The organism is Microtetraspora malaysiensis, assembly GCF_050947145.1.
Taxonomy (GTDB): Bacteria; Actinomycetota; Actinomycetes; order Streptosporangiales; family Streptosporangiaceae; genus Microtetraspora_A; species Microtetraspora_A malaysiensis.
Genome location: NZ_CP191998.1, coordinates 8,180,168 through 8,200,580, shown reverse-complemented (window position 1 = coordinate 8,200,580; position 20,413 = coordinate 8,180,168). Strand labels below are relative to the sequence as shown.

Below are 20,413 nucleotides of genomic sequence, written 5' to 3'. Positions count from 1 at the left end.
AGGTCGGCCGACCCGCCGCGGTGTGTGGCGCTGCGCCGGTCGTGACTTCCCTTTCCGCCTTGAGGCGCGCGATCCGCGTCCTCGGCGGCGCCCTGATTCCGGATCCGCGACCGGATTCCGTTCAGTCCCGTTTCCGCAACGTACGAATGAGACTGTCATGTACGACATGTATCCCTGGAACAGCCCAGAAGACGTCCGCGACGAGGCCGCCGACGCGCTGCAGACCGCGCTCGACCGCCGTGACAACGGAGGGTCTCCGCAGCGCTGACCGCACCGGACCGCCGTGAGATCGGGGGGTCCCCGCAGCCGACCCCCCGGTGCTCACGTGGCGTTGCCGCGCCGGGCCAGAGAGTCGATGGCGACCGCGAGGGCGAGGACCGCGGCGGTCACCATGTACCGCACGGAGGAGTCGACGCTCAGCAGGAACATGCCGTTGGTGATCGACTGGATGACCAGGATGCCGAGCAGCGCCGCGTACGTCCGCCCCCGGCCGCCGAACAGCGACGTGCCGCCGATGACCGCGGCGGCGATCGCCATGAGCAGGATGTCGCTTCCGCCCGATCCCTGGTTGACGGCCGACAGGCGGCTGGCCGACAGGATGCCGCCGAAAGCCGCCAGCACGGACGACAGCACGAACGCCAGCACGCGGATCCGTGTCACGTTGATGCCCGCCCGGCGGGCCGCCTCGACGTTTCCTCCCACCGCGTACATCCACCGGCCGAACGTCGTGTGACGAAGGATCAGGTCGAGGACCACCACCAGCGTGCCGAAGATGACCAGCAGGAGCGGAACGCCGCGGTCCGCGGACATCACGAGCACGGCTCCCGCCAGTACGACCGCGAGGCCGCCCACCCTGGCGGACAGCCACCACATGGCGGTCACCGGGAGTTCCGCCGCGACCCTCCGTCGCCTGCTGATCACCCCTGACGCCGCGTAGACGGCCACCAGCCCCGCGGTCAGCGTCCAGGCCGCCCAGGCGGGCAACCACGTGTCGCTCAGCTTCGCGACGAATCCGTCGAAGGGCAGGTTGATGATGCCGCCCGATCCCAGCAGGTAGAGCAGCAGGCCCTGCCAGCCGATCAGGCCCGCCAGCGTCACCACGAACGACGGCATCCGGATCCGGGTGAACATCAGCCCGTGCAGAAGTCCGACGAGAGCTCCCGCCACCAGGGCGGCGAGGATCGCGAGGAGCGGATTCCAGTGCAGCCGTTCGGACAGGATGGCCATGACAACCGCGCACAGGCCGCTGACGGAGCCGGCGGACAGGTCGATCTCGCCGAGCAACAGCACCATGATGATGCCGAGCGAGATAGTCCCGGTCGCCGCCATCTGGAGGGCCAGGTTGGTGAGGTTCTCCGAGGACAGGAAGTGCTCGTTGAGCGATCCGAAGACGATCGCGATCACGATCAGCGCGCCGGCCACCGGCCACGCGCCGAGGTCCCCGTGCCGCAGTCGTTCGACGGCTTCCTTCGGTGTGTACGGCTTGCGCACCGGCGCCGTGGGGTTCGTCATGCTGCGGCTCCGGTGATCGCGGCCACGATCGCCTCCTGAGAGGCGTCGGCCGTACGGAACTCGCCGGCGTTTCTGCCCAGGCGGAGGACCACGACGCGGTCGCTGACCGCGCGCAAGTCGGCGAGGTTGTGGGAGATGAGTAGCACCGCCAGGCCGCGCTCGCGGAGCCGCCTGATGAGGTCGAGGACCTGGGCGGTCTGCTCGACCCCCAGGGCGGCGGTCGGTTCGTCGAGGATGACGAGCCGTGGCTCGCCGATCAGCGCGCGGGCGATGGCCACGGACTGGCGCTGGCCGCCGGAGAGCATGGCCACCGGCACCCGGATGTCGCGGATGCGCACGTCGAGCGAGGTGAGCAGGTCACGCGCGGATCGTTCCATCTGGATGTGGTTGAGGAACGACAGCCTCCGTCGCTCGGATCCGAGGAAGAGGTTGGCCACCACATCGAGGTTCTCGCACAGCGCGAGGTCCTGGTAGACGGTCGAGATGCCCAGCCGTTGAGCGTCGTGAGGGTTGCCGACGTGCACCGGCTCGCCGTCGATGCAGAGTCCGCCCGAGTCCGGGCTGACGGCGCCCGAGATGATCTTTACCAGGGTCGACTTCCCCGCGCCGTTGTCCCCGACCAGGGCCACCACCTCGCCGGGAGCGAGGTCCAGGCTCACCCCTTCGAGAGCCTGGACCGCGCCATATCGCTTGGATATGGCTCTCGCCGAGATCATCTACTGGATACCCGCCTTGGCGCACGCGTCCTTGAGCTCGGGCGTGCAGACGTCGGACGCCTTGTAGAAGTCGTCCTTGATGATGGTGTCGGCGATCTTGTCCGCGGTGACCGCGACGGGGTCGAGCAGGAACGACGGGATGTCCGCCGTGCCGTTGTTCACCTTGTCGGGCGCCGCCGGCTTCTCGCCCTTGGCCAGCGCGACCGCGAGCTCCGCCGACTTCTCCGCCTCCGCCCGGATGTTGAGGTAGATCGTCATGTACTGCTCGCCGCCGAGGATCCGCTGCACGGCCGCCAGTTCGGCGTCCTGCCCGGTGATCGGCGGCATGGTCTTGTACCCGGCCCGCTTCATGGCGGCGATGGCGCCGCTGGCCATGCCGTCGTTGGCGGACAGCACGCCCACGATGTTGTCGCGGCCGATCGCCGTGATGGCCTGCTCCATCTCCTGCTGTGCCTTGTCGGGGCTCCAGTCGGGTGTGTCGAACTCCCGTCCGATCTTGACCTTGCCGTCGAGGACGTTGTGCGCGCCCTTCTTGTAGTCGGCCGAGCTGGGGTCGGTGGGCGAGCCGTGGAGCATCACGATCTCCCCCTTGTCCGCCGTGCCGTTGGCGTTGAGCGCGTCGAGCAGTGCCTGGCCCTGCATCTCGCCGACGCGGACGTTGTTGAACGAGACGAAGTACTCGTAGTCGATGCCGGAGATCAGCCGGTCGTAGGCGATCACGGGGACCTTCTTCTGCTTGGCCTGGTTGACCAGCGGAGCGACGGCCGCGGCGTCCACGGCGTCGAGCACGAGTACGTCGGCCCCCTGCGTGAGGGCGGCCTCGACCTGCTGCTGCTGTTTGACGGCGTCCTGGTCGGCGTTGGAGTAGAGGATCTTGCAGTCGGGGCACAGCTCTCCGACCTTGGCCTCGAACAGCGGACGGTCGAACGCCTCGTAGCGCGTCGTCTTCGACTCGGGCGTGAACAAGGCGATGGTCTTGCCGGCGCCGCCCGCCTTGGCCTCGGACGGGTTCGTCTCCGTGGTGGAGCTGTTACCGCAGGCAGCGCCGAACAGAAGCGCCGCGACGGAGATGGCCAGCATTCCTCGTCGCATCGGAACGGGATTCCTTTCTATGACCCCGGGGGTTGATAAGTAAGGTAATTTACTATCAGCTCTATAGCCAGGGGTTGCGGAGAGATCACGTCACGGAGGAGCGGAATGGTGCGGGGCGATCCACTGGTGATCAACTGGCCCGCCTTCCGCAGTGGGCATGCCACTCTGGGGAATGTGCTGAGCATGGGCGGCGGGACCGCCAACACGACCAGCCTGCTCCGCGTGATGAACGAGCGCGCCGTGTTCGCGGAGATCTTCCAGCTCGGTAAGGTCTCCCGGCCGGAGCTGGCCCAGGCCACCGGCCTGTCCAAACCGACGATCTCGGTCGCCCTGGCGGATCTGGAGCGTGCCAGGCTGGTCCGCACGGTCGGGCTGCGTACGGGCAACGCCGGTCGTGCCGCTCTGCTTTACGAGATCCGCCCGCAGGCCGGCTGGGTGCTGGCCGTCGACATCGGCCGCGCCTACGTACGACTCGCGCTGGCCGACCTGGTGGGCGAGATCGTCGCGCGCAGGGACGAGCCGTCCCGGGCCGAGAGCTACGACGCCCTGCTCGCCCAGCTCTCCGGGATGGCGGCCGAGCTCACCACGGAAGCCGGTCTCACCCCCGGGGACATCACGCTGGCGGTCTTCGGGATGCCGGGCATCCACGACAAGGAGACGGGCGCGCTGCGCGTCGCCCCCAACCTGCCCGGTTGGGAGCTGCCCGGCGCGGTGGAACGGCTCGCGGAGGTCACCGGGTCCCCATACATCCTGGAGAACGACGTGGACCTCGCCGCCGTGGGGGAGGGCACGTACGGCCTGGGCGAGGGCGTTCCCCATTTCGTCTACGTCTCCGTCGGCACCGGCATCGGCATGGGCGTCGTCATCGACGGCAAGCTCTACCGAGGCTCGCGAGGGGCGGCCGGGGAGATCTCGTATCTGCCTGTCGGCGAGGGCGATCCCCGAGCCGACCCCGGACGTGGCATGTTCGAGTCGGTCGCGTCGGCCGACGGCGTGATCGCCGCGGCCGCCCGATTGGGTATGATCGCGGCCACCGCCAAAGACGTCTTCGACGCGGCCAGGGCGGGCGACGAGACCGCGCTCAAGGTCGTCGCCATCGAGGCGGATCACGTGGCGCACGCCCTCGCCGGGATCATCGCCGTGCTCGACCCGGAACTGGTCGTGCTCGGCGGTGGCATCGGAGCCCAGGCGGCCGATCTGCTCATCGGCCCCGTGACCGAGCGCCTTCCCGTTCTGGCGGCGTTGCGCCCGCCCCGGATCGAGGCGTCCACGCTGGGTGTCGACGCGGTTCTGCTCGGCGCCCTGGCGTTCGGTCTCGCCACGGCCCGTGACCTCGTCTTCGAGCGCGCGGTGGCGGCGACGCCGCCCGGATAGTGAGACGCTGTGTTCGATCTTCGAGACGGGCCGGTAAGGTACACGTATGGATTCGAGCAACATCCGTCTGGCAGTGATCCCGGGGGACGGGATCGGCACCGAGGTCGTCGCCGAGGGACTCAAGGTCCTCAACGCGGCCGGTGTCAAGGTTGAGACCACCGAGTACGACCTGGGAGCGAAGCGTTACCACGCGACCGGCGAGGTCCTTCCCGATGCCGTGCTGGACGAGTTGCGCGGCTATGACGCCATCGTGCTCGGCGCCGTCGGCGACCCGAGCGTTCCTCCGGGCATCCTGGAGCGCGACCTTCTGCTCAGGCTTCGGTTCGAGCTCGACCACTACGTGAACCTGCGCCCGGTCAAGCTCTTCCCCGGCGTGGAGACCCCGCTGGGCAAGGCCCGCCCCGAGGACATCGACATGGTCGTCGTCCGCGAGGGCACCGAGGGTCTGTACGCGGGAGCCGGCGGCACGCTGCGTCGCGGCACTCCGCACGAGATCGCGACCCAGGAGTCGCTCAACACGGCCTACGGGGTCGAGCGGGTCGTCCGCTACGCCTTCGAGAAGGCGGCCCAGCGGCCGCGCAAGAAGCTCACCCTGGTCCACAAGACCAACGTCCTCACCTACGCGGGTGACCTGTGGGCCCGTACGGTCGCCCGGGTCAGCCAGGAGTACCCCCAGGTCGAGACCGACTACTGCCACATCGACGCCGCCTCGATGTTCTTCATCACCCAGCCCGAGCGGTTCGATGTGATCGTCACCGACAACCTCTTCGGCGACATCATCACCGACATCGGCGCGGCGGTGGCCGGTGGCATCGGCCTGGCCGCCAGCGGCAACATCAACCCGGACCGGACCGCGCCGTCGATGTTCGAGCCGGTCCACGGCAGCGCCCCCGACATCGCGGGCCAGGGCAAGGCCGACCCGACGGCCACCATCCTGTCCATCGCCATGCTCCTCGACCACCTCGGCCTCACCGCCGCCGCGGAGAAGGTCGAGCGGGCGGTCGCCGAGGACCTCGTCGAGCGCCAGGGTGCCCGGGCCACGAGGCAGACCCGTGAAATCGGCGACGACATCGCCTCCCGAGTAGCCGGCTGAGCCGGGCCGCTCACCCCGTCTTTGCGCATGGCGGCCTGGTTAGGGCCGCCATGCGCTTTTTCGTACCCTCTTTTATGCCTAAGGTTTCCCGTAGGTCGCACAATGAATGTGCGACATAGAGAGAAGGATCGCGGCACATGACCAGCCAGCTCAGCTTCGACGTGCAGCTCAACCAGCAGGCCCGGACCGCGGCCGAGCGTGAGCAGGTACTGGCGAACCCCGGCTTCGGGCAGACCTTCACCGATCACATGATCTCCATCGACTACACCGAAGGCCGCGGCTGGCATGATGCGCGGCTGGAACCGTACGGGCCGTTGGTTCTGGACCCGGCGACGGCGGTGTTCCACTACGCCCAGGAGCTGTTCGAGGGGCTCAAGGCGTACCGCCAGGCGAGCGGGTCCGTCGTGTCGTTCCGGCCGAACGCCAACGCGGCCAGGTTCAACAAGTCCGCCCAGCGGATGGCGATGCCCGAACTGCCCGAGGAAGTGTTCGTCGAGTCGTTGGATCTGCTCGTCCAGACGGACAAGGAGTGGGTGCCGACGACCGAGGGGCACGGCCTGTACCTGCGGCCGTTCATCATCGCCACCCAGGTCGGGCTCGGCGTGAACTACCCGTCGAAGACGTTCCGCTACATGGTGATCGCCTCTCCCGCCGGGCCGTACTTCTCCGGCGGGATCAAGCCGGTCTCGGTCTGGCTGTCCACGGAGTACACCCGCGCCGCTCCCGGAGGCACCGGCTTCGCCAAGTGCGGAGGCAACTACGCGGCGGCCTTCGTCGCCCAGCGCCAGGCCGTCGAGCAAGGCTGCGACCAGGTCGTGTGGCTCGACGCGCACGAGCACCGCTACGTCGAGGAGATGGGCGGGATGAACATCTTCTTCGTCTTCGGCGACCGGCTGCTCACCCCCTCGCTCACCGGGACGCTCCTGCCCGGCGTGACCCGTGACTCGATCCTCACCTTCGCCGCCGACCTGGGCCTGAAGGCCGAGGAGGGCCGGCTCTCCATCGAGGAGTGGCAGGCCGGGTGTGAGTCGGGCGAGCTGACCGAGGCCTTCGCCTGCGGCACCGCCGCCGTGGTCACCCCGATCGGCAGCGTCAAGGGCGCCGACCGCTCCTGGACGATCGGTGACGGCACCCCCGGCCAGGTCACCCAGAAGATCCGCGAGGAGCTCATCGGCATCCAGTACGGCACCCGCCCCGACACGCACAGCTGGATCCACAAGGTCTGCTGACGCGGTCGCAGGCGCGCCATAAACGCGCGCCCGACGGCTCTGAGTACGACATGACAGGAGCCCGGCGACCTCACCCTCGCCGGGCTCCCTGGCGTACCTCCATCAGGCGGAGTGGAACGTACGGCTGCATCCCCTCCAGGTGGACGGCACAGCGCGATTGGCGCGACACGTAATGTAATCGCAAAGCTGGCCGTGTACCTGGAGTTCCGGGATGTCAGATCTTGCGGATGAGGGTGAGGCCGTCGGCGACCGGGAGCAGGGCGGTCGTCACTCGATCGTCGCTCGCGACGAAGTCGTTGAACTCCCGCATCGCCGGCACGTTGCCGCCCGCGCCGGGGTCCACGATCGCGCCCCTCTGCAGGGTGTTGTCCACGCAGATCATCCCGCCGGGGGCGAGCCGGGCCAGGATCTCCTCGTAGTACGCGCGGTATCCCCGCTTGTCCGCGTCGATGAACGCGAAGTCGAAGCTCGCCTCCTCGGGCATCGCGCGCAGCGTGTCCGCCGCCGGCCCGAGACGCAGCTCGATCTTGTGGGCCACGCCCGCCTTCTCCCAGTGGCGTCGCGCGACCGACGTCCAGTCCTCGCTCACGTCGCAGGCGATCAACCGGCCGTCCTCGGGCAGGCCACGGGCGATGCAGATCGACGAGTAGCCGGTGAACGTGCCGACCTCCACGGCCCGGCGGGCGCCGCTGACCTGCACGAGCATGGTGAGCAGCGTCCCCTGCTCCGGGGCGATCTGCATGACGGCGTCGCCGCCGGTCAGCCTCGCCGTCTCCTCGGCCAGGTTGAGCAGTACGTCGTCGGGCGGGGTGGTGTGCTCGACGGTGTACGCGGCGACGGCAGCGTCGACAAAGTTCTCGGCCTTCATGGCATCACCTTAGTTCCACGCCCAGCCGGAGATCCGAGATCCCGTCGGGCTTGGCATCTTTCCAGCTCACATAGGGTGTAAGTCGTAACACAAGATTGATGTCTCGGATCGTGAGACGAATGTACCGGCCGGGTCACGGCATGTGGCAGACTTCAAGGCACCATGTTCTACGGTCTGCTCATTATCGGCAGGCGCGCTGGCTGACATCAGGACAACGCCAGCGCGCAGACCTCTCACGTCCGTGAGGGGTCTTTTGTGTTTTCCGGCACAGAACGAGCGATGAGCGCGCGCGGCGAGGACCACCCCGCGAAGGAGAAACCAAGAAATGGCCGATGACCGCTTCCACGTGTACGACACGACACTGCGTGACGGGGCCCAGCAGGAAGGCTTGAACCTCACGGTCGCCGACAAGCTGGCCCTCGCTCGTCATCTGGACGGCCTCGGTGTCGGCTTCATCGAGGGTGGCTGGCCAGGCGCGAACCCGAAGGACACCGAGTTCTTCCGGCGGGCTCAGACAGAGCTCGACCTGAAGCATGCGCAACTCGCCGCGTTCGGCGCGACCCGCCGGGCCGGAGTGAAGGCCGCCGACGACCCTCTGGTGGCCGCGTTGCGCGAATCCGGCGCACCCGTTGTGACACTCGTCGCGAAGAGTCACGACAGGCACGTTGAGCTGGCCCTCCGCACCACGCTCAAGGAGAACCTCGCGATGATCCGCGACACCGTCTCCCACCTGCGTGCGGAGGGCCAGCGCGTCTTCCTCGACGCCGAGCACTTCTTCGACGGCTACGCCTCCAACCCGGCCTACGCACTGGAGGTCCTCCGTACGGCGGCCGAGGCCGGGGCGTCCGTCATCGCTCTCTGCGACACCAACGGAGGGATGCTCCCCGACGAGCTGGCCGACGTCGTCCACGCCGCCGTCTCCACCGGCGCGCGCGTCGGCATCCACTGCCACGACGACACCGGCTGCGCCGTCGCCAACACGCTGGCCGCCGTCAAGGCCGGCGCCACCCACGTGCAGGGCTGCGCCAACGGGTACGGCGAGCGCTCGGGCAACGCCAACCTGTTCACGGTTGTGGCGAACCTCCAGCTCAAGAAGGGGTTCGACCTCGTACCCCCGGAGTCGCTGCGGGACATGACCCGCATCGCGCACGCGATCACCGAGGTCACCAATGTCACGCCCAACTCACACCAGCCGTACGTCGGGACGTCGGCCTTCGCGCACAAGGCGGGCCTGCACGCCTCGGCCATCAAGGTCGACCCCAACCTCTACCAGCACATCGACCCGTCCAGGGTCGGCAACGACATGCGCATGCTCGTCTCGGACATGGCGGGCCGGGCCTCGGTGGAGCTCAAGGGCAAGGAGCTGGGCTACGACCTGACCTCCGACCAGTCCCGCCAGCTTGTCGAGCGCGTCAAGGAGCTGGAGTCACGCGGGCACACCTTCGAGGCCGCCGACGCGTCCTTCGAGCTGCTGCTGCGCGACACCGTCACCGGCGAGCGCCGGCGCCACTTCTCCGTCGAGTCCTGGCGGGTCATCGTCGAGCGCCGCCCGACCGGCGAGGTAGCGAGCGAGGCCACGGTCAAGCTGCACGCCAAGGGCGAGCGGATCGTCGCCACCGGCGAGGGCAACGGCCCCGTCAACGCCCTCGACAAGGCCGTACGGCTCGCGCTGGAGAAGCTCTACCCGGAGCTCGCCGGGGTGGAGCTCATCGACTTCAAGGTCCGCATCCTGGAGGGCACCCACGGCACCGACGCCATCACCCGGGTGCTCATCACCTCCAGCGACGCCACCGGCGACTGGTCCACCGTGGGCGTCGCCGAGAACATCGTCGAGGCGTCCTGGCAGGCCCTGGAGCAGGCTGTCACCTACGGACTCCTCCGCGCCGGTTACAGCGCCTGATCGCGCTCGCTGTGTCTATTGGCGCTCGCTTCGCTCGCGCGGGCTCGGTGCGCCTTGAGGCGATGTCTTCCCTCGTCACTCGGGGTCGCTCGTCCCTCGCTCCCCGCTCGTTCCTCAGTCCAGACACCGCCGCGCCCCGAGCGTGATGGTCCGGCGCCGTAGTGATTGTTAGCGCTCGGCGGGCTCGGGGGCCTCTTTAAGGCGGTGGTGGGGACCTCGTCTGAATCTCCCGTCGTGAAGGTGGCGGGGGATCAGACGAGGTCGGAGCCGGAGATCTTGAAGCTGGTCGGGCCGTCGGAGGTGTGGACGATCACCGAACGGCCCGAGCAGCTCACCTCGGGCTTCGCCGTGCCGGGCACGACGATCGTGAGCAGTGACGAGGCCGCGGGCGAGATCACAGCCGGGGCGGCGACCTTCTTCATGTAGGCGGGGGAGATCCACCCCTGGTAGGGGTTGGTCTGGCCGCGGACCACCTTCTGGCCGCCGATCGGCTTGCATGAGGGCAGGGCGAGCTGCACCAGCGTCGCCCGCCACGACCCCTCGCCGACCACGACGCGGCCGCCGCCGTTGGAGTACACCTTCAGCGACGGGTCGAAGTGCCACAGATTGCGCACCTTGCCGCCGCCCGTCGTGTCCAGCACCGCCATGACGTCCTGGTCGTGGTTCACGAGCACCGCCCTGGTACGGCTGACGCCGTACGCCTTGTCGGTCAGCGTGAACGACTGACGGTCCTTGCCGATCGAGCGGCGGACCAGCGACGTCGGCGTGCGGCCGTGGAACGGCTTCCCCACGACGACGGGGATGTTGTGCGCCTCGGGTGTCATCGTCCAGCGCCGGTACGGGGTGTTCTCGTAGGAGTGGAACCCCGCCTCGGTCAGCACGTCACGGCCCTGGGCGTAGTAGGTCACACCCAGGTGGTCCTCATGGCCGTGGAACTTCAGGCCCGGCCCGAACCTGATCGAGTAGTAGGCCGACTGCGGATCGCCCCAGGCCGTACGGCCGAAGACGTAGCCGGCCTTGAACACCTGCACGGTCTCGGAGGAGTGGGCGAACCCGGCGGGCTGGACGTCCGGCGCGCCGTCCCCGAGCGGCACCATGTACCCGTTGGGCTGCGTGGCGGCGCTGATGTGCTTGGGCAGGCCGTCCCAGCGTTTGGCGAGGTCGTCGGGCACCTTGAGGCCGCAGTCCTTGATGGTGTCCGTCGCGACGCGCAGCCGGTCGTGCACGTAGATCGCGTACCGCGGGGCCTGTTCCCTCAGCGATCCCTCGGAGTCGATGTCGAGCTTCATCGACTTGACCATGCGGGAGAGGGCGAGGTCCTTCCAACCCTTCTGGTTGTAGCGGCAGCCGATGCGCAGGAGGCCGATGTCCTGGTCGAGCCCGTGGTTGTGCCCGGCCTTGTAGAGGCGCGGGTCGGCCAGCAGCTTCGCGTGTACGGCGAGGCTGTTCTTGAGCCAGGCGTCGGGGACGTACCTGCTCAGGCAGACCAGCGCGGGGGCGCGCAGCGCGGTCGGGTGGTCGCTCCAGGCGTACTTGTTGGTGCTCCGGCCGCCGTAGGGGTTCTTCTCGACCCAGTCCTTGGCGATCTCGGTCGCGCGGGTGAGGTATGCCTGCTTGCCGGTGGTCTCGTAGTCGGCCACCAGCCGCCCCATCCACCGCAGTGACTGGAACACCATCTGCCACGACCGGCTCTTGTACGGGTCCAGCTTCCAGTCGATCTTTGCGCCGATCTTGACGGCCGGGCGGTCCAGGAAGGAGAGCTGCCCGCTCATCACGTCCTCGGAGGTCGGCGTCCCCGGCAGCCAGTCCCCCTGGCACTCGGGCGTACGGGTGGGGGTCTCGGCGGACTGGGAGGCCTCGGCGGGCACGGCGGCGAACGCGCCGCCGGTGAGGGCCAGCGCGGAGATCAGACCGAGGGCTCGAGCGCGGGTACGCACGCAAGATCCTTCCGGGGCACGGACGGGAGAGGGTGATCATGCTGGCCGAATGCCCGTTATCGGTCAAGTCGTAGATGGTCATTGTTAGCAGGATGTAAGGGGCATGCCGCCCGGCCCGCGCGACCCGATGTGTTCCGTCCGGTGCGGGGGATCTGTGCGCGACTTGCCGTGAACCCGCTGGACGCTTGACCTCATACAGGGACGGTCCGGGAAGGAGTCCCAGAAAGGAGGAAGCCATGATCAAAGGTGCGCACTGGCTGCTGTACAGCCACGACCCGGACGCCGACCGGGCCTTCCTCCGAGACGTGCTCGGACTGCGGAACGTCGACGCCGGGGGCGGCTGGCTGATCTTCCGCCTGCCGCCCGCCGAACTGGGGGTGCATCCCACCCGGGACCGGCCGATGTTCGACCTCTACCTGATGTGCGACCGGATCGCCGACACGGTCCGCGAACTGACGGCCAAGGGCGTGACGTTCACCCGGGAGGTCGGTGACGAGGGGTACGGCCTGGTCACCGGGTTCCGCCTGCCCGGCGGCGCCGAGATCGGCCTGTACGAGCCCCGCCACCCCACCGCCGTATAGGCGCGTCTAGTGGCCCGTCACCGAATCTTGGACGGGTAATTGATCTCCGGTGGTGAACCCGTCAGGCTGGCTACCTCTTCAACGTTGGGAGGTGGTCGTGGCTCGCCGACCGGAAGTGTTCGTCCGGCCGTTAACCATGGAGGAAGGCCGCAAGCTGCAGCGGATCACGCGGAGCGCGAAGGATCCGGTCAAGCTGCGGCGGGCGATCGTGGTGATGATGTCCGGCCAAGGCCAAAGCGTCCCGGACATCACCTCGTTGATGCAGGTCAGCGACGACTACGTGCGGGATGTCATCCACGCCTTCAACGAGAAGGGGTTCGACGCACTGGACCCAAAATGGAGCGGGGGCCGTCCGCGAGCGATCAGTAGCCAGGTGCGTGAACACATCTGCCTGATCGCCAAGACGGTCCCCGCCGAATGGGGCATCACCGGACACTCCACCTGGAGCCTGCGCACCCTGGCCGAGCACCTCATCACTCGCGGGGTGGTGGCGGCGATCAGCCGCGAGCACCTGCGGCGAATCCTCCGTAAAGGCGGGGTGAGCTGGCAGACCACCACGACGTGGAAGTCCTCCACCGACCCGCACTTCATCGCCAAGATGCAGCGCGTCCTGGACCTCTACGATCACCCGCCCGCCGATGGGCGGGTGATCTGCGTCGATGAGTTCGGGCCGTTGAACCTGATGCCTCGAAAGGGCAAGCGGTGGCGGCCGGCGGGTTCACCGGCCCGGCTGCGTGCCACCTACAACCGCTACAACGGCGTCATGCACATGATCGCCGCGCTCGACCTGGCCACCGGCAAGCTGTACTACCGGATCCGCAAGCGCAAGCGCTGGCGCGAATACCTGTCGTTCCTCAAGACGTTGCGGGCCCGCTGGCCTGGCGAGAAGCTGTATGTGATCGCCGACAACTACTCGCCGCACAAGCATCCCCAGGTCCGCACCTGGGCTGCTGACAACGATGTTGAGCTGGTGTTCCTGCCGACCTACGGCTCCTGGTTGAACTGGATCGAATCAGAGTTCGCCGCGCTGCGCTACTACGCGCTGAACGGCACCGACCACCGCACCCATGACGAGCAGAACGCGGCGATCGGCGCTTACGTGCGCTGGCGCAACGCCCGAGCCGAGCCCAAGACCAACTTCGCTGCCAGCTCACCGATCAGAAGCTGGACGAGTTACCCGGCCAAGGTTGCGTGACGGGCCACTAGTCGCGCTTGGGCGAGGCGCTCTGCACGACCTCGAAGGACCAGATCTCGGACGCGGACGCGGCCGGACCCTGGCCGTGCCCGTGACCCTGCCCCGGCCCGTGCCCGTGACCGTGACCGTGGCCCTGCGCGCCGGCCTCGGCGGCGGCCTGCGCGTGGCCGGACTGGAAGGCCCGGCTGCTCTGCCAGCGCTGGAAGTCCTCCTCGCTGCGCCAGCGCGTGTAGACCATGTACCGGTCCGTGCCCTCGACCGGCCGGAGCAGCTCGAACCACTCGAACCCGTCGGCCGCCTCCACCATGCCAGCGCGGTTGGCGAAGCGCTGCTCCAACTCCTCGCGCATCTCCGCGCTCACCGTCAACACGTTGATCTTCACGACCGACATCGCGGGCTCCTCCCGTGGATGAATTCCGACACGGCCACACTACGAGCCGTGCGGTTCGCCCCCGGGACGCGCCACGGCCTTCCATCCCTCGGGGTGCCACAAGCCGGGGGAGAGGTACGTGAGCAATCGGCAAGCGGCACTAGCCTTGTGACCGTGCGTATCGCGAGGTTCTCCAAAGGCGACGGTGTCGCCTTCGGCGTGGTTGAAGAAGGCGGCGAGGTCGTCGCCAGGGTCGACGGGCACCCCTTCGGCGGTGTCGAGTTCGCCGGGGACAGATATCCGCTCGCCGAGGTCAGGCTCGTCGCGCCGATGCTGCCCAGCAAGATCGTCGCAGTCGGCAAGAACTACGCCGACCACGCGCGCGAGATGGGAGGTGAGGCGCCGGAGGAGCCGCTCATCTTCCTCAAGCCGAGCACCTCGGTGGTCGGCCCCGGCGAGGCCATCGCGTACCCGTCGAAGCTGTCGCAGCGGGTCGACTACGAGGGCGAGCTGGCCGTGGTCATCGGGCGGCTCTGCCGGGACGTGCCGGTGGAGCGGGCGCATGAGGTGATCTTCGGGTACACCTGCGCCAACGACGTGACCGCGCGCGACCTGCAGCAGCGGGACGGCCAGTGGAGCAGGGCCAAGGGCTTCGACACCTTCTGCCCGATCGGCCCGTGGATCGAGACCGACCTCGACCCGGGCGACCTCGCCCTCACGACCAGCGTGAACGGCGAGCTCCGGCAGAGCGCGCGCACTTCGCTCCTGCTGCACGACATCCCGGCGCTCGTCGCGTACGTGAGCGCCGTCATGACGCTGCTGCCCGGCGACGTCATCCTGACCGGCACCCCCGCCGGCGTCGGGCCCCTGTCCGTCGGTGACGAGGTCAGCGTCGGCATCGAAGGAATCGGAACTCTCACCAACCGGGTGATCTCTCGTGACTGACCTGCGTGTCCGCTTCGCGCCCTCGCCGACCGGCATGTTCCATGTCGGCGGCGCCCGTTCCGCGCTCTACAACTGGGCGCTCGCCGAACAGTCCGGGGGCACGTTCGTGCTCCGCATCGAGGACACCGACGCGGCGCGCAACCGGCCCGAGTGGACCGAGGGCATCATCTCCGCGCTCGCCTGGATCGGCATCAGCGGCGACTCCCCGCACTTCGAGGGCCCCTACTTCCAGTCCGCGTACGAGGCGCAGCACCGCGAGGCGGCGGCCAAGCTCCTCAAGGACGGCAAGGCCTACCACTGCACCTGCACGCGTGACGACGTGAAGGCCAGGACGGGCTCGGAGCACCAGGGCTACGACGGCTTCTGCCGGGACCGCGGCCTCACCGAGGGCGCGGTGCGGTTCCACACGCCGGACGAGGGCGTGACCGTGGTGAACGACCTGGTCCGCGGGCGGGTCGAGTTCCCGAACGCGGCCATGGAAGACTTCGTCATCGTGCGCGCCGACGGGTCGCCGCTGTTCAACCTCGCCAACGTGATCGACGACATCGAGATGCGGATCTCCCACGTCATGCGCGCGGAGGAGCACCTGTCGAACACGCCCAAGCAGCAGCTCCTGTGGGAGGCGATGGGCGCCACGCCGCCGGTCTGGGCGCACGTCCCGGTCATCGTCAACGAGAAGCGGCAGAAGCTGTCCAAGCGGCGCGACAAGGTGGCCCTGGAGTCCTACCGCGACGAGGGATACCTTGCCGAGGCGATGGTCAACTACCTCATGCTGCTCGGCTGGGGCCCCGGCGACGACCGCGAGATCATGCCGTGGTCGGAGATGATGCCGATGTTCCGTCTGGAGGACGTGAACCCGTCCCCGGCGTTCTTCGACGAGAAGAAGCTGCGCGCCTTCAACGGCGAGTACATCCGGGCGCTGCCCCTCGACGTCTTCATCCAGCGCTGCGACCCCTGGCTCGACCCGAGCTGGGACCGGACGACCTTCGCCCGGGTGGCGGAGCTGGTCCAGACCCGCATCGCGGTGCTGTCCGAGGTCACCGCGAACGTGGACTTCCTCTTCCTGGAGGTCCCCGTTCATGACCAGGCGTCGTGGGACAAGGCGATGAAGCCGGGCGCGACCGAGATCCTCAACGACTACGCCGAGCGGCTGCAGGACGTGAACTGGGACCCCGAGTCGCTCAAGACCGCTCTGGAGGAGGTCGGCGCCGCGCACGGCCTCAAGCTGGGTAAAGCGCAGGCGCCGGTCCGCGTGGCCGTCACCGGCCGTACGGTCGGCCTCCCGCTGTTCGAGTCGATCGAGGTCCTCGGCCGCGAGCGCTCCCTGGAGCGGCTGCGTACGGCTCTGTCGAAGCTCTCCTGAACGCGGCGGCCGGCCGGCTATCCGGTCGGCCGCCGCGTCAGCGTCATCGTGAGCGCCAGCGAGAGGGCCGCCCCGGCGGCCATCGCGAGCCAGAGGCCGGTGACGCCCAGCGACGAGGAGCTCAGCAGCGCGGCGAGGGGCAGCTGGACCGCGAAACCCGCCAGCGTGGCGGTGAGCAGCCTGCCGCCCCTTCCGCTTGCCTGGAGCGCCCCGCCCATGGCGATGAGCCCGCCGAACGGCACCAGATAAAGGCTCATGCACCGCAGGAACCACACGGTCGCCCCGGCCACCGTGGCATCGTCGGTGAAGAGGGCGGCCGCCGGCACCGCACACATGTTGAGGATGAGCGCGGTGACGACGCCGGCGGCCAGGCCGAGCCGCAGTGATGTGCCGGTGGCGGCGCCACCACCTCGCGCCGTCCGGATCATCGCCGCCTGGCGCAGCGCGTAGAAGGCCATCGTCCCGGCCAGCATGATCTTCAGGCCGATGCCGTAGCCGGCCAGCGCGGGAACGCCGTGCGCGCCCACCAGGCCGGTCATCGCCATGCCGGTCAGGCTGCGCGCCAGGAAGTCGCCGGACATCGGCAGGCCCGTGCGCAGGAGGTCCACGCCGTCGGCTCGGTTCACCATGCGGTGCGCGCGCGGCGGCCGTTCGCGTGGCAGCCGTCGCACGAGCAGGGTGGCCGCCACCGCCAGCGTTACCAGCCGGGCCAGGACCGTGGCCAGCGCGGCGCCACGCACCCCCAGGTCGAAGCCGTAGATGAGCAGGGGATCGAGCCCGATGACCAGCGCGTTGCAGAGCAGCGCGGTCCGCATCGGCGTCGCCATGTCGCCGAGCCCCTTGAATATCCCGTCCACCAGCGTCTGAGCGAAGAAGACCGGGACCGCGGGGAGCGACACCAGGAAGAAGTCCGAGACGAGGGCAACGGTAGCGGCGTCTCCGGTGAAGAGCCGCGCCAGCGGTTCGCGGAAGAGAACGCCCGGCACGGCCACCACGAAGCCGAACAGCGCCCACAGGACCCACGCGGTACGAATCACCGGCGTGAGAGGTGATTCGCCCTCCCGCCTGCCGACCAACACGGTCGTGCCCGTCGTGAGGGCCAGGATCACGCCCAGGGCCAGGTGCTCGGTGGTGGTGGCGATCGTGACGGCGGCGACCGCCGTACTGCCCAGCCCCGAGACCCACAACGTGTCGATCAGGCCGACGGCCACGACAGCGGTCAGCAACTCGACGTAGACGGGCAAGGCCAATCGGATGAGCTTCATTCCATACCTCGATTCGAGCTATATCGATTAGAGGTATAGCGATACGATGCGCCCATGGCAAGCGGGGAGCTGGCGCTGGCGATCCTCGGCTTCCTCAACGAGGAGCCGATGCACGGATATGAGCTCAAGCAGCGGATCGCGGGGCTGAGCGGGCATGTCCGTCCGGTCAGCGACGGCGCGCTCTACCCGGCGATCACCCGGCTGGAGAGGTCGGGCCTGGTCGACCGGCGCGAGGAGGAAGGGGCCGCCGCGGCGCGGCGGCATGTGCTCTCACTCACCGGCAAGGGCCGGGAGGAGCTGTTCCGCCGGCTACGCGAGCCGTCCGACCTGGAGATCAGTGACCAGTCGCGGTTCTTCGCGCTGCTGACGTTCCTGTCGGCGCTTCCCCGGGAGGACCAGGTAACGGTGCTCCGGCGGCGGCTGGACTTCCTGGAGGCGCCCGCGAGCTTCTTCTACCGTTCGGGAAAGCCGGTCAGGGCCAGGGAGGTCGCCGACCGCTTCCGCCACGGCATGCTGGTCATGGCCCGCGAGATCGGAGCCGTGGAGAAGGCCTGGCTCAAGAGCGCCATCGCCGATCTCGCTGAACCAGGCCCCGGTCCGGCCGAAATCCCCGACCCATCTCCCGACCTGTCCGTACGCCATCCGTGAGCGCGCTCGCTGAGCCGTGCGAGCCCGGCGATCGGAGATCCAGGCGATCACAAGGGCTCGCGGCGTGACGGGACCGCGAGCCCACGCGTGATCAGGTACGGCGTCAGAGAAGGCCGCGGCGGGCGAGCAGGGGCTCGATCTGCGGGTCACGGCCCCGGAAGTCGCGGAACGCCGTCAGGGCCTCCACGCTGCCGCCCTTGGACAGCAGCCGCTGCCGGAACCGGTCGCCGTTCTCCCGGCGCAGCCCGCCGTTCTCCTTGAACCACTCGACCGTGTCGGCGTCGAGGACCTCGCTCCAGATGTAGGAGTAGTAGCCCGCGCTGTAGCCGCTCGACCAGATGTGCGCGAAGTAGGTGCTCCGGTAGCGCGGCGGCACGGCGGGCAGGTCCACGCCCGCGTTCCGCAGCGCCTCGGCCTCGAAGGTCTCGGCGTCGCCGCCCGTGTAGGAGGTGTGCCAGGCCCAGTCCAGCAGGGTCGCGGCGAGGTACTCGACCGAGGCGAAGCCCTGGTTGAACTTCTGCGACTCCAGCATCCGGTCCACGAGCTCCTGCGGCATGGGCTCGCCGGTCTCGTAGTGCTTGGCGTAGTTCGCCAGGATCTCCGGGTCGGTCGCCCACATCTCGTTGACCTGCGAGGGGTACTCCACGAAGTCCCTCGGCACCGCCGTACCGGAGACCCGGGGGTAGCGGACGTCGGAGAACAGGCCGTGCAGGGCGTGGCCGAACTCGTGGAACATCGTGTTGACCTCGTCGAAGGTCAGCAGGGTCGGCTCGCCCTTGACGATGTTGAGGTTGTTGACCACGACCGGGCGGGTGCCGTCCAGGTCCGACTGCTTGACCAGGCTGTTCATCCAGGCCCCGCCGCGCTTGGCGGCGCGGGCGAAGAAGTCCCCGAGGAACAGGCCGAGCGGCGAGCCGTCCTCGTTGAACACCTCGAAGACCCGGACGTCCGAGTGGTAGCCCTGCAGGTCCGCCCGCTCCCGGAAGGTGAGGCCGTACAGCCGCTGCGCCGCGTAGAAGACGCCGCGTTCCAGGACGCTGTTCAGCTCGAAGTAGGGGCGCATCCGGGAACTGTCGATGTCGTACCGGGCCTTGCGCACCTTGCCGGCGTAGAACTCCCAGTCCCACGGCTGGATCGGGTGCCCGGCGATCTCCTCCAGGTCGGACTGCTCCTTGCGGGCGTTGGCCACGGCCGGCGGGACGAGCCGGCCGAGCATCTCGGTGACCGCCTGCGTGGATCCGGCCGTCTGGTCCGCGAGGACATACTCGGCGTGGTTGGCGTAGCCGAGCAGCTTGGCCCGCTCCTCGCGCAACGTGGCGATCCGAGTGATCAGCTCGGCGTTGTCCGCCCCGCGGCCGACGGACGCCTTGTGGATCCGCTCACGCAGCTCCCGGTGGGTGAGCTCGGCGAGCGCGGGCTGGCGGGTGGGCAGGGTGAGGGTGACCAGGTAGCCGGCGTCCAGCCCCCGCTCCTTGGCGGTCTCCTGGAGGCCCTGTACGGCGTCGGGGGAGAGCCCGTCGAGCTCGGCGACGTCCTCGACGGCGACCGCCCGCGCGTTGGTGTCGGCGAGCAGGTTCTGGTGGAAGGTGGTCGCGAGGGTGGACAGCTCCTCGTTGAGCTCCCTGAGCCGCGCCTGCTCCTCCTCGCCCAGTTCGGCTCCCGCCCGGATGAAGTCGGTGAGGTAGCGGTCGAGGAGCCACTGCTGCTCCCCGTCCGCCGCCTGTACGGCCCGGATGCGGGCGAACAGCCGCGGGTTCAGGTGGATGGCGTCGCCGTGCGTGGACAGCTTGGGCGTGATGTCCTTCTCGATCTCCTGGACGCCCGGCGTGGCGTCGGAGGACGCCTGGTTGAAGAAGACCGTCGAGACCCGGTCGAGGAGCCGGCCGGACCGCTCCAGAGCCTCGATCGTGTTCTCGAAGGTCGGCGGCTCGGAGTTGTCCGCGATCGCCGCGATCTCGGCGAGATGCTCGGCCATCCCCTGCTCGAACGCCGGGACGTAGTGCTCCTCCCGGATCTCCTGGAAGGGAGGCAGTTGGTACGGCAGGGAGCTGGGGCTCAGAAACGGGTTCGCCGTCTGGGACATCGGGGGCTGCTCCTCATCGCTGTTCTCGACGCTGGTGGCTCTTCTCAGCCTGGCACAGCAGGGTCGTGAGCAGCGATGAGGAGCCACGCGGGCAATCGTTTTGGTGGTGAGCCGCAAGCTGGGCTATTCTTTCGGAGTCGCCAGCGAGCCCCAAGGGGCAAGCGAAACGATGGGGTATAGTGCAATTGGCAGCACGACTGATTCTGGTTCAGTTAGTCTAGGTTCGAGTCCTGGTACCCCAG

17 protein-coding genes and 1 tRNA gene are annotated in these 20,413 nt (G+C 68.6%); 10 read left to right on the top strand and 8 right to left on the bottom strand.

Going from position 1 to position 20,413, the window contains the following annotated elements; translation table 11 throughout:
• Positions 1 to 321 precede the first annotated feature (321 nt).
• From ACQP1V_RS38325 to ACQP1V_RS38315, 3 genes are read right to left on the bottom strand one after another with little or no spacing between them, the layout of a single operon-like run.
• The gene (locus tag ACQP1V_RS38325) at positions 322 to 1,512 is read right to left on the bottom strand and encodes a sugar ABC transporter permease (protein WP_433415728.1); all 1,191 of its coding nucleotides are present in this window, start codon (positions 1,510 to 1,512) and stop codon (positions 322 to 324) included.
• Complete coding sequence (locus ACQP1V_RS38320; RefSeq protein ID WP_433415725.1) at positions 1,509 to 2,228, bottom strand: ATP-binding cassette domain-containing protein; 720 nt, start codon at positions 2,226 to 2,228, stop codon at positions 1,509 to 1,511. The genes ACQP1V_RS38325 and ACQP1V_RS38320 overlap by 4 nt, the downstream gene beginning before the upstream one ends.
• Complete coding sequence (locus tag ACQP1V_RS38315; protein ID WP_433415721.1) at positions 2,229 to 3,320, bottom strand: ABC transporter substrate-binding protein; 1,092 nt, start codon at positions 3,318 to 3,320, stop codon at positions 2,229 to 2,231.
• 435 nt (positions 3,321 to 3,755) lie between these two features.
• On the opposite strand from ACQP1V_RS38315, the gene ACQP1V_RS38310 reads away from it, so the two are divergent.
• From ACQP1V_RS38310 to ACQP1V_RS38300, 3 genes are all read left to right on the top strand, one after another.
• Positions 3,756 to 4,694 carry an ROK family protein gene (locus ACQP1V_RS38310; protein ID WP_433426094.1) on the top strand — a complete coding sequence of 313 codons (939 nt, stop codon included), beginning with the start codon at positions 3,756 to 3,758 and terminating at the stop codon, positions 4,692 to 4,694.
• A gap of 46 nt (positions 4,695 to 4,740) precedes the next feature.
• A complete protein-coding gene (locus ACQP1V_RS38305; RefSeq protein ID WP_433415718.1) occupies positions 4,741 to 5,787 on the top strand; it encodes a 3-isopropylmalate dehydrogenase in 1,047 nt (348 codons plus the stop codon).
• Between the two features lie 137 nt (positions 5,788 to 5,924).
• Complete coding sequence (locus tag ACQP1V_RS38300; protein WP_433415715.1) at positions 5,925 to 7,016, top strand: branched-chain amino acid aminotransferase; 1,092 nt, start codon at positions 5,925 to 5,927, stop codon at positions 7,014 to 7,016.
• Between the two features lie 214 nt (positions 7,017 to 7,230).
• Here the strand turns inward: ACQP1V_RS38300 and ACQP1V_RS38295 are convergent, their stop codons facing one another.
• On the bottom strand, positions 7,231 to 7,884 hold the full coding sequence (locus ACQP1V_RS38295) for an O-methyltransferase (RefSeq protein WP_433415712.1): 654 nt from the start codon (positions 7,882 to 7,884) through the stop codon (positions 7,231 to 7,233).
• A 325-nt stretch (positions 7,885 to 8,209) separates the two neighbouring features.
• Between ACQP1V_RS38295 and cimA the strand changes: the two genes are divergently transcribed.
• Entirely contained in the window at positions 8,210 to 9,784 is a 1,575-nt protein-coding gene (gene cimA / locus ACQP1V_RS38290) for a citramalate synthase (RefSeq protein ID WP_433415709.1), read from the top strand.
• Between the two features lie 251 nt (positions 9,785 to 10,035).
• Here the strand turns inward: cimA and ACQP1V_RS38285 are convergent, their stop codons facing one another.
• Positions 10,036 to 11,721 (bottom strand): heparinase II/III family protein, encoded by a 1,686-nt coding sequence (locus ACQP1V_RS38285; RefSeq protein ID WP_433415706.1) that lies wholly within the window; start codon positions 11,719 to 11,721, stop codon positions 10,036 to 10,038.
• 236 nt (positions 11,722 to 11,957) lie between these two features.
• Here ACQP1V_RS38285 and ACQP1V_RS38280 point away from each other — a divergent pair, with 236 nt between their 5' ends.
• Both ACQP1V_RS38280 and ACQP1V_RS38275 read left to right on the top strand, forming a co-directional pair.
• Positions 11,958 to 12,302 (top strand): VOC family protein, encoded by a 345-nt coding sequence (locus ACQP1V_RS38280; protein ID WP_067125456.1) that lies wholly within the window; start codon positions 11,958 to 11,960, stop codon positions 12,300 to 12,302.
• A 97-nt stretch (positions 12,303 to 12,399) separates the two neighbouring features.
• Positions 12,400 to 13,497 (top strand): IS630 family transposase, encoded by a 1,098-nt coding sequence (locus ACQP1V_RS38275; RefSeq protein WP_433415704.1) that lies wholly within the window; start codon positions 12,400 to 12,402, stop codon positions 13,495 to 13,497.
• Between the two features lie 7 nt (positions 13,498 to 13,504).
• Here ACQP1V_RS38275 and ACQP1V_RS38270 read toward each other — a convergent pair whose 3' ends face one another.
• Positions 13,505 to 13,888, bottom strand: coding sequence for an antibiotic biosynthesis monooxygenase family protein (locus tag ACQP1V_RS38270; protein ID WP_433415701.1), 384 nt, complete (start codon positions 13,886 to 13,888; stop codon positions 13,505 to 13,507).
• 153 nt (positions 13,889 to 14,041) lie between these two features.
• Here ACQP1V_RS38270 and ACQP1V_RS38265 point away from each other — a divergent pair, with 153 nt between their 5' ends.
• On the top strand, positions 14,042 to 14,812 hold the full coding sequence (locus ACQP1V_RS38265) for a fumarylacetoacetate hydrolase family protein (protein ID WP_387414671.1): 771 nt from the start codon (positions 14,042 to 14,044) through the stop codon (positions 14,810 to 14,812).
• Positions 14,805 to 16,175, top strand: a complete 1,371-nt coding sequence (gene gltX / locus ACQP1V_RS38260; protein WP_084258335.1) for a glutamate--tRNA ligase — start codon at positions 14,805 to 14,807, stop codon at positions 16,173 to 16,175. Before ACQP1V_RS38265 ends, gltX begins: the two co-directional genes overlap by 8 nt.
• 17 nt (positions 16,176 to 16,192) lie before the next feature.
• Here gltX and ACQP1V_RS38255 read toward each other — a convergent pair whose 3' ends face one another.
• On the bottom strand, positions 16,193 to 17,440 hold the full coding sequence (locus tag ACQP1V_RS38255) for an MATE family efflux transporter (protein ID WP_433415697.1): 1,248 nt from the start codon (positions 17,438 to 17,440) through the stop codon (positions 16,193 to 16,195).
• 54 nt (positions 17,441 to 17,494) lie between these two features.
• Here ACQP1V_RS38255 and ACQP1V_RS38250 point away from each other — a divergent pair, with 54 nt between their 5' ends.
• A complete protein-coding gene (locus ACQP1V_RS38250) occupies positions 17,495 to 18,088 on the top strand; it encodes a PadR family transcriptional regulator (protein WP_433415694.1) in 594 nt (197 codons plus the stop codon).
• Between the two features lie 103 nt (positions 18,089 to 18,191).
• Here ACQP1V_RS38250 and ACQP1V_RS38245 read toward each other — a convergent pair whose 3' ends face one another.
• Positions 18,192 to 20,171: a M3 family metallopeptidase gene (locus ACQP1V_RS38245; protein ID WP_387414663.1), complete on the bottom strand. Its 1,980-nt coding sequence runs from the start codon at positions 20,169 to 20,171 to the stop codon at positions 18,192 to 18,194.
• A gap of 170 nt (positions 20,172 to 20,341) precedes the next feature.
• Here ACQP1V_RS38245 and ACQP1V_RS38240 point away from each other — a divergent pair.
• Positions 20,342 to 20,413, top strand: a tRNA-Gln gene (locus tag ACQP1V_RS38240).

Coding starts and splice junctions, on each gene's coding strand:
- ACQP1V_RS38325 (WP_433415728.1), bottom strand. CDS start 1,512: ATGACGAACCCCACGGCGCCGGTGCGCAAGCCGTACACACCGAAGGAA.
- ACQP1V_RS38320 (WP_433415725.1), bottom strand. CDS start 2,228: ATGATCTCGGCGAGAGCCATATCCAAGCGATATGGCGCGGTCCAGGCT.
- ACQP1V_RS38315 (WP_433415721.1), bottom strand. CDS start 3,320: ATGCGACGAGGAATGCTGGCCATCTCCGTCGCGGCGCTTCTGTTCGGC.
- ACQP1V_RS38305 (WP_433415718.1), top strand. CDS start 4,741: ATGGATTCGAGCAACATCCGTCTGGCAGTGATCCCGGGGGACGGGATC.
- ACQP1V_RS38300 (WP_433415715.1), top strand. CDS start 5,925: ATGACCAGCCAGCTCAGCTTCGACGTGCAGCTCAACCAGCAGGCCCGG.
- ACQP1V_RS38295 (WP_433415712.1), bottom strand. CDS start 7,884: ATGAAGGCCGAGAACTTTGTCGACGCTGCCGTCGCCGCGTACACCGTC.
- cimA (WP_433415709.1), top strand. CDS start 8,210: ATGGCCGATGACCGCTTCCACGTGTACGACACGACACTGCGTGACGGG.
- ACQP1V_RS38280 (WP_067125456.1), top strand. CDS start 11,958: ATGATCAAAGGTGCGCACTGGCTGCTGTACAGCCACGACCCGGACGCC.
- ACQP1V_RS38270 (WP_433415701.1), bottom strand. CDS start 13,888: ATGTCGGTCGTGAAGATCAACGTGTTGACGGTGAGCGCGGAGATGCGC.
- ACQP1V_RS38255 (WP_433415697.1), bottom strand. CDS start 17,440: ATGAAGCTCATCCGATTGGCCTTGCCCGTCTACGTCGAGTTGCTGACC.
- ACQP1V_RS38250 (WP_433415694.1), top strand. CDS start 17,495: ATGGCAAGCGGGGAGCTGGCGCTGGCGATCCTCGGCTTCCTCAACGAG.
- ACQP1V_RS38245 (WP_387414663.1), bottom strand. CDS start 20,171: ATGTCCCAGACGGCGAACCCGTTTCTGAGCCCCAGCTCCCTGCCGTAC.